The following is an 8,030-nucleotide window of genomic DNA, read 5'->3' on the forward strand; positions in this document are numbered from 1 at the left end:
ACACCGGCTCGAGCCTCGACGCCCTGCCCGGCGCGATCAGCAAGCTCGGCCCCTCCTACATCAAGCTCGGCCAGTTTCTGGCGACGCGGCCCGACGTCGTCGGCCCCGCCGTCGTCAAGCAGCTGGAGCGGCTGCAGGATCGCGCGCCCGCCTTTTCCCGCGACCTCGCCATCGCGCAGATCGAGGCAGCCTTCGGCCGGCCGATCGACAGCATCTTTCTCAGCGTCGGCGAGCCTGTCGCCGCCGCCTCGATCGCCCAGGTCCACAAGGGCCGGGTGCGCGACGAACTCGGCGAACGCGACGTCGCCATCAAGGTGCGCCGACCCGGCGTCGAGCGACTGCTGCGCCGCGACCTGTCGGACATGATGGCGGCGGCCCGCTTCATCGAAAACACGTTTCCCGAGACCAAGCGGCTGAAGCCGACGGAAGTGGTCGACACCGTCGCCCGCGCGATCACCATGGAAACCGACTTCCGCATGGAGGCGGCGGCGGCCTCCGAATTCGCCGAGAACGTCGCGGACGAAACCGACTTCCGCGTTCCGAAAATCGATTGGGACCGCACCACCAAAGAAGTTCTGACCCTGGAATGGGTCGACGGCATCAAACTGTCGGATGTCGAAGGCCTCGCGATCAAGGGCTACGACCTGCCCGACCTCGGGCGCCAGGTGATCCAGAGTTTTCTCCGCCACGCGATGCGCGACGGCTTCTTTCACGCCGACATGCATCAGGGCAACCTGTTCATCGACGACGCCGGCCGGCTGACGGCGGTCGATTTCGGCATCATGGGCCGGCTCGGTTTCAAGGAGCGCCGTTTCCTCGCCGAGATCATCTACGGCTTCATCAAGCGCGATTACCTCCGCGTGGCGGAAGTGCATTTCGAGGCCGGCTACGTGCCGGGCGTCCACAAGGTCGAGGATTTCGCGCAAGCCATCCGCGCCATCGGCGAGCCGATCCACTCGCGCACCGCCGACCAGATCTCCATGGCCAAGCTGCTGACGCTGCTCTTCGAGATCACCGGCCTGTTCGACATGAAGACCCGCACCGAACTGGTGCTGCTGCAGAAGACGATGGTCGTCGTCGAGGGCGTTGCGCGCACGCTCAACCCGCGCGTCGACATGTGGTCGACGGCGGAGCCGGTGGTGCGCGGCTGGATCGAGGAAAACCTCGGGCCGCTCGGCAAGCTTCAGGATGCCGGCGCCTCGCTGTCGAGCCTGGCGAAGTTCGCCGGCAACCTGCCAGCCACGCTGCTGCGCGCGGAACGCACGATCGAAAAGCTGGAAGACCTTGCCGACAACGGGTTCGAGCTCTCCGACGACGCCATCCGGCAGTTCGGACAGATGCAGGCCCGGGCCGGGCGTCTCGGGCACTACGCGCTCTGGGCCATCGCGGCGCTGGGCGCGTATTTTTTGCTGCGGTGATGGCGACGCATTCGGCGCTCGCCTCCGGGCTCTCGCGCGACAACTGTGTGGCAAGCGCCGGTAGCTGTGTTATCGGCTTCGTTATGAGCACGACGAGCCCCAAAACGCCCGGCCTTGGCGGCCGCCACCGCGATCGTGGAATGGCTCTTGGGCTTGCCGCATTCGAAAAAAATCAGCGCCGTGGAAGGTGTGCGCCTCTCCAGCGAGATGCGCCGCGATGTAAAGTCGATCAGCGATCAGCAGATCGGTGACACGGGGCGCACCCACCTGATCAATAGCAAGTACGGCAAGAAATAGCCCGCAAGGCATGTACGACGCGGTTTCGGATCCAGCCTGCTATTCCAGGTCCGACGTCCTCAAAAACATCCCCGGCCTCGGTTCGAAACCTGCTCTCGACCGCTTCGAGGCCGTTGCCACGGCTCGCCTTTTCATGGAGCCAAAAGCTGCCAATCGGCAAACGACTCTGGCTACGTTCCCAAAACGATCCGGGAGCGGTGATGTCCCGCGAGGTCTGATCACGCCTCACGCTGCCTCATTCGTCTTCAGGAGCCGCGTCCGGGCCGCGGCGAGAATTTCGTCCGACAGCGCCGGGTCGTCGGCGAGGCGGGCGAGAACGACGGCGCCGACGAGGGTCGCAACGTCGGCCGCGGCATTGCGCCGGCGCGTCGGCGCATCCGCCCCATCCGCCCCGGCGCTCAGCGCGGTCACGAATTCATCGAGGCGCTGTGTCATCACGTCCCGCAACGGCGGCGCGCCCCGCGCGGCATCCTGCGCCAGGGCCACAAAGCAACAGCCGCCGCCCGGGTCATCACGGTGCCCGTCGCTCAGGTAGCGATCGAAATAGGTCCGCCGCGCCTGGACATCCAAGGCGGTTTCCGGCGACCGGTCCAAGACGGCGAACGCCTGGGCCAGCAGATCGTCCTTCGAGGCGAAATAGCCGTAGAAGGCGCCGTGCGTCAGCCCGGCCGCCTGCATCACCTCGGCGACGCTCACGCCTTCGACGCCCCGTTCCCGGAACAGACGTCCCGCGGCATCCAGAATGCGCTGGCGGTTTTCGGCGACCTGCTCACGACTGACCTTCAAAGCGATGTCTCCCGACTGTACCGTCCGACCATTCCTGGCTTCACACACTTAAGCGCAGTCGCCCTTGACGCCAATCATTATCATCATCATGTTTATATTCGTACGATCTTCAAAGCGGAGTTATTTCATGTCAGAGCCATCCCTTGCCGTCGTCACAGGCGCCTCGTCCGGCATCGGCGCCATCTATGCAGACCGCCTCGCCAAACGCGGTCACGACCTCTTGCTCGTCGCGCGGGACCAGACACGCCTCGATACCCTCGCCGACCGTCTGCGTCGGGAGACGGGCGTTTCAGTCGACGTTCTGCGCGCCGATCTGACCGCGCCTGCGGATCTCGCCGCCGTCGAGGCGCGGATTCGCGGCGCCAAAAACCTCGGCATTCTCGTCAATAACGCGGGTGCGGCGTCCCCCGGTGGCTTTTCGGCGCCTGACCTCGAGCCGCTCTATGCGCTCGTCGATCTCAACGTCGGGGCCCTGACGCGGCTGGCCGGCGCGGCCGTGCAGAACTGGCTTGGTCGTGGCGCCCAGGGTTCGCTCATCAATCTCGGCTCGGTGGTCGGTTTCGCGCCCACGATGCTGCCCGGCGTGTACGGCGCCACCAAGGCTTACGTTCTGGCGCTGTCACAGGCCCTGCAAAGCGAACTCGGCCCGCGCGGCATCTACGTGCAGGCTCTTTTGCCCGCCGGAACCAAGACGGAGATCTGGGAGCGCTCCGGCCGCAGCGTCAACGACGGCTTCATGAATGTGGAGGAATTGGTCGATGCAGCTCTGGTCGGGTTCGATCGACGCGAGCCGGTCACCATCCCACCGCTGAAGGATGCGTCCTTCTTCGACAAGCTGCAGGCTGCGAACATGGCGGTGATGCAGGATCTCGATCAGGCGCAGGCGGCAGCGCGCTACCGCTCGGCGGCCGAAGCCGCGTGACGCCGATCATGGGGCCGATCGTGGGGCCGATCGTGGGGCCGAGGATGAGCCGTGACGGGATCACGACCTCAATCCGACGCCCGCGGTGTGCGATTGCGAAAACCGACCTGTACGGGCGGCCTTGATCGACGCCCTTGCAGCGCGCATCCTCACCGTGCTGCAGCGGTCGAAAAAGTGACGCGTGACGCATCGTGACGCGAAAATGGTGGTGTCGCCGCCGCGGTTTTGTTGCAGGGACGCCACAGCGGGCCCCGCTTGGAATTTCGCGCCGGCGACGCCATCTTGATCCCATGCGCAACGCTCAACGGAGACTAAGACTTGCGAACCTATGAAAAGGACGCGGCAGCCATCGCGACCCTCACGCCGGAGCAGTATCGCGTCACGCAGGAGAGCGGCACCGAGCGGCCCGGCACCGGCGCCTTGCTGAAGAACAAGGAGCCGGGCATCTACGTCGACATCGTCTCGGGCGAGCCGCTGTTCGCCTCGGCCGACAAATACGAATCCGGCTGCGGCTGGCCGAGTTTTACCAAGCCGATCGACACCAAGCATGTCGCCGAGGTGCACGATCATACGCACGGGATGACGCGGATCGAGGTGCGCTCGACGCATGGCGACAGCCATCTCGGCCATGTGTTTCCCGACGGGCCGCGTGATCGCGGCGGGCTGCGCTACTGCATCAACTCGGCCTCGCTCCGCTTCGTCCACCGCGACACGATGGCGGCCGAGGGCTACGGCGATTACCTCGACCAGGTGGAGGACCGATCATGAGCGAAGAACGGGCGGTTTTGGCCGGTGGTTGTTTTTGGGGCATGCAGGACCTGATCCGACGGCAGGACGGGGTGATCGCGACGCGCGTCGGCTATACCGGCGGCGACGTGCCGAATGCGACCTATCGCAACCACGGCACCCATGCCGAGGCGATCGAGATCGTCTTCGATCCGGAAAAGACCAGCTATCGCAAAATGCTGGAGTTCTTTTTCCAGATCCACGATCCGTCGACGAAGAACCGGCAGGGCAACGATGTCGGCCTGAGCTATCGCTCGGCGATCTTCACCACCAGCGACGAGCAGACGCGCGTCGCCGCGGACATGATCGCCGACGTCAACGCCTCCGGCCTGTGGCCGGGCAAGGTGGCGACCGAGGTGGTGCCGGAAGGCGCCTTCTGGGAGGCCGAGCCGGAGCACCAGGATTACCTCGAGCACTACCCCAACGGCTATACGTGCCACTTCATCCGGCCGAATTGGAAGCTTCCCGTGCGTGCGAAAACCGCAGACGCGGTGGGCTAAGCCAAGCGCCCCGGCAAACGACCATGAGAAAAGCAGCCCTCACCGGCTGCTTTTTTTTACCAGCGCTGTAACCGCGGCGTCTGTCCCGGCGAAACAAGTTCAGAACCGCTTCTTGGTGGTTTGCAAAGTATCCAGACGCAGAGCTGGACATCCCAACCAAATATCCGTCGCACCGCAGCTCGTCAGGGCATGACGTTGCTTGTCTCAGGAAAGGCCAACACCATGATCAAGACCATTTTCGCCGCCTCGATCCTCGCTCTCGGCATGAGCGCCGGCACCGCCTTCGCCCAGGAGCGGACCTTTACCGCCTGGGGTCACGATTTTACGACCAGCGACACGTCGCAGAGCACGCTTTCGGCCTTCGCGCCGCGCGCGCCGATGGAAGCCCGCGCGATCGCGGTCGACACCCAGACGGTCCGCCGCGCCGGCTCGGCTCAGTAAATCACGATGCAGGGACCATCGCCCCTCCGGCGGTGGTCTTTTGGTCCGTTCGATCACTTGCTTTGCGAGGCGGTGATTTCGCGTGACGCAAAAGCACTGAGACGTCGAAGAACGAGAGCATCGGGTCGCACGCAAAAGTCTGCAACTTTTGCGTCCGATGCTCTAAGGTCGCGCTAGAGTTTTAGAGCGCCCGCCCCGTGACCTTGACCAACAAACGCATCCTGCTCGTCGTCGGCGGCGGCATCGCCGCCTACAAGGCGCTGGACCTGGTGCGGCGGCTCCGCGAGCGCGGCGCCACCGTGCGCCCGGTCATGACGGCGGGCGCGAAAGCCTTCGTCACGCCGCTGTCTCTGTCGAGCCTCGCCGGCGCCGAGGTGCACGAAGACCTGTTCTCGCTCACCGACGAAGCCGAGATGGGGCACATCGAGCTGTCGCGCGCCGCCGATCTCGTCGTGGTGGCACCGGCTACCGCCAATCTGCTCGCCAAGATGGCGGCAGGCCTCGCCGACGATCTCGCCTCCACCCTTTTACTCGCCACCGACAAGCGCACGCTCGTCGCGCCAGCGATGAACCTGCGGATGTGGCTGCATCCGGCCACGCAACGCAACGTCGCGACACTGCGCGCCGACGGCGTGCTGTTCTGCGGCCCCGACGACGGCGCCATGGCCTGCGGCGAGTTCGGGCCGGGCCGGATGAGCGAGCCGCTCGCCATCGTCGCCGCGATCGAGGCCGCGCTCGCCGCCGACACGACCATCCCCCTGCCCGGCATCACCGGTCAGCCGCGCCCGCTGGCCGGTCGCCGCGTCGTGGTCACATCCGGGCCGACGCATGAGCCGATCGACCCCGTCCGCTTCATCGCCAACCGCTCGTCGGGCAAGCAGGGCCACGCCATCGCCAGCGCCGCCGCCCAGGCCGGCGCCGAAGTGATTCTGGTCAGCGGCCCGGTCACCATTCCCGATCCGCCCGGCGTGTCGCTGCGCCGCGTCGAGACGGCGCGGGACATGCTGGCGGCGGTCGATGCAGCGCTCCCGGCGGACATTTTTATCGCCGCCGCCGCCGTCGCCGACTGGCGCGTGGACGCTGTCGCCCCCGAAAAGCTGAAGAAGAACGGTGGCGGTGCCCCGGTCATGACGTTCGCTGAGAATCCGGACATTCTTGCTTCCGTCGCCGCACGCAATCACGACCGCCCTGCGTTGGTCGTCGGCTTCGCGGCGGAGACCGAGAAGCTGCTCGACCACGCCCGGGCGAAACTGGCGCGCAAACGCTGCGATCTCATCGTCCTAAACGATGTCGGCGCCTGCACGGGCACATTCGGCGGCGAGGACAACGAGGTGACCATCCTGACGGCCGAAGAAACCATCCCCTGGCCGCGTCTCAGCAAGGTGGAGATCGCGACACGGCTGATCGCGCTCCTGGCGGATCGCCTCGGGCCCGCTTCATGACCGATATTGCCGTTCCCATCAAGATCCTGCCGCATGGCGTCGGCTTGCCGCTGCCGGACTATGCGAGCGCCCATGCCGCAGGCTGCGACCTCGTCGCGGCGCTGCCGGCCGATGCCCCGCGCACCCTTGCGCCCGGCGAGCGGACGCTGATCGCCACTGGGATCGCACTCGGCCTGCCGGAAAATTACGAGGCGCAGGTGCGGCCGCGATCCGGCTTGGCGCTGCGTCACGGCATCACCGTGCTCAATGCCCCGGGCACGATCGATGCCGACTATCGCGGCGAGATTTTCGTGCTGCTCGTGAATTTCGGCAATGAAGCCGTAGTGATCGAGCGCGGCATGCGGATCGCGCAGTTGGTGCTGGCCCCGGTCAGCCGGGCCCGCTTCCTCGAGGCCGAGGATCTGGAGGCAACTGTGCGGAACGCCGGTGGCTTCGGTTCGACCGGCTTGCAGACCCGGCCTGGCGCCGCGGAGCCGCCGGCGTCATAGTCAGGCCGAGACCGGCCTGCCCTTCAGGCGCACGGGCGCCGCCGCCCACTCGCTGGCGCCTGACGTGTGAACCAGCGCGACATTGCTCACGGCGCCGCCGAAAAAATAGCCCTGCATCGTCGTGCATCCGAGGGACCGTAGAACGATGACCTGCTCGGCGGTCTCCACGCCCTCGACGACGCAGGTGATCTTCAGGTTGCGGCAGAGGTCGAGTATGGAGCGGACGATGTCGCGGCTCGCCTGATCGGTCGCCACCCCGGCCACGAACTCGCGATCGATCTTGATCTTGTCGAGGGGAAGACGGTGCACGTAATGCAGACTCGAGTAGCCCGTGCCGAAATCATCGAGCGCGATCTTGGCGCCAAGCGCCTTGAGCCCCAACAGCCTGTCGCGCCCTTGTTCGAAATCATGCATCAGGGCGGTTTCGGTAATTTCGAAGATGATCCGTTTCGCCGAAACCCCCGTGGTCTCGAGCATCTGCGCCAGCCGGGCCAGCAGATCGCCGGATGCGATGTCGCGGACGGACAGGTTGAACGACAGGTCGATCTCGTCCGGCCAGGTCTTCAAGGCCGCGAGCGCCTTGGCGAACAGCACTTCGGTCAACTGGTTGATCAGGCCCATCCGCTCGGCAGCGGGAATGAAGTGGATCGGCTTGACCGAACCGAGGACCGGGCTCTGCCATCGCGCCAGGGCCTCGTAGGCGACGATCTTGTTTCGCCCGACGTCTACGATCGGCTGAAACTGGACCGTCATCTCGCTCGCGAAATCGACTTGGCGCAGCTGCTGTTCGGTGAGGATCTGGATGCGGATCGCACTTTCGTGCTCCGTCGAGAACAGCACGGCCGTGCCGCGATGATGCGCCTTGGCATTGTAGAGGGCGTAGTCGGCGCGCTCGAGCAATTGATCCTGTGTCAAAGGCTGGTCGGTCTGCGCCACAAGGCCGATCGAGG

10 protein-coding genes are annotated in these 8,030 nt (G+C 65.6%); 8 read left to right on the plus strand and 2 right to left on the minus strand.

Annotated features, from left to right (window positions below):
- Both ubiB and GSQ79_RS17465 read left to right on the plus strand, forming a co-directional pair.
- The coding region (gene ubiB, locus GSQ79_RS17460) for a 2-polyprenylphenol 6-hydroxylase (RefSeq protein WP_158809952.1) at positions 1-1,418 on the plus strand (1,418 nt) is incomplete at its 5' end.
- Between the two features lie 114 nt (positions 1,419-1,532).
- Entirely contained in the window at positions 1,533-1,715 is a 183-nt protein-coding gene (locus GSQ79_RS17465) for a hypothetical protein (RefSeq protein ID WP_158809953.1), read from the plus strand.
- A 225-nt stretch (positions 1,716-1,940) separates the two neighbouring features.
- Here GSQ79_RS17465 and GSQ79_RS17470 read toward each other — a convergent pair whose 3' ends face one another.
- Positions 1,941-2,501, minus strand: coding sequence for a TetR/AcrR family transcriptional regulator (locus tag GSQ79_RS17470; protein ID WP_158809954.1), 561 nt, complete (start codon positions 2,499-2,501; stop codon positions 1,941-1,943).
- A gap of 127 nt (positions 2,502-2,628) precedes the next feature.
- On the opposite strand from GSQ79_RS17470, the gene GSQ79_RS17475 reads away from it, so the two are divergent.
- The 6 genes from GSQ79_RS17475 (at position 2,629) to dut (ending at position 7,080) form a co-directional block, all read left to right on the plus strand.
- Positions 2,629-3,423, plus strand: coding sequence for an SDR family oxidoreductase (locus GSQ79_RS17475; RefSeq protein ID WP_158809955.1), 795 nt, complete (start codon positions 2,629-2,631; stop codon positions 3,421-3,423).
- 318 nt (positions 3,424-3,741) lie between these two features.
- A complete protein-coding gene (gene msrB, locus GSQ79_RS17480; protein WP_158809956.1) occupies positions 3,742-4,191 on the plus strand; it encodes a peptide-methionine (R)-S-oxide reductase MsrB in 450 nt (149 codons plus the stop codon).
- A complete protein-coding gene (gene msrA / locus GSQ79_RS17485; RefSeq protein ID WP_158809957.1) occupies positions 4,188-4,709 on the plus strand; it encodes a peptide-methionine (S)-S-oxide reductase MsrA in 522 nt (173 codons plus the stop codon). Before msrB ends, msrA begins: the two co-directional genes overlap by 4 nt.
- Before the next feature lie 222 nt (positions 4,710-4,931).
- Positions 4,932-5,150 carry a hypothetical protein gene (locus GSQ79_RS17490; protein WP_158809958.1) on the plus strand — a complete coding sequence of 73 codons (219 nt, stop codon included), beginning with the start codon at positions 4,932-4,934 and terminating at the stop codon, positions 5,148-5,150.
- 197 nt (positions 5,151-5,347) lie between these two features.
- Positions 5,348-6,592 carry a bifunctional phosphopantothenoylcysteine decarboxylase/phosphopantothenate--cysteine ligase CoaBC gene (gene coaBC / locus GSQ79_RS17495; RefSeq protein ID WP_158809959.1) on the plus strand — a complete coding sequence of 415 codons (1,245 nt, stop codon included), beginning with the start codon at positions 5,348-5,350 and terminating at the stop codon, positions 6,590-6,592.
- Complete coding sequence (dut, locus tag GSQ79_RS17500; RefSeq protein WP_158809960.1) at positions 6,589-7,080, plus strand: dUTP diphosphatase; 492 nt, start codon at positions 6,589-6,591, stop codon at positions 7,078-7,080. Before coaBC ends, dut begins: the two co-directional genes overlap by 4 nt.
- Here dut and GSQ79_RS17505 read toward each other — a convergent pair.
- The coding region (locus GSQ79_RS17505; protein ID WP_210253124.1) for a bifunctional diguanylate cyclase/phosphodiesterase at positions 7,081-8,030 on the minus strand (950 nt) is incomplete at its 5' end. It lies immediately after the preceding gene.

It is taken from the genome of Beijerinckia sp. L45 (assembly GCF_009765775.1).
In the GTDB taxonomy this organism is placed as follows: Bacteria; Pseudomonadota; Alphaproteobacteria; order Rhizobiales; family Beijerinckiaceae; genus RH-AL1.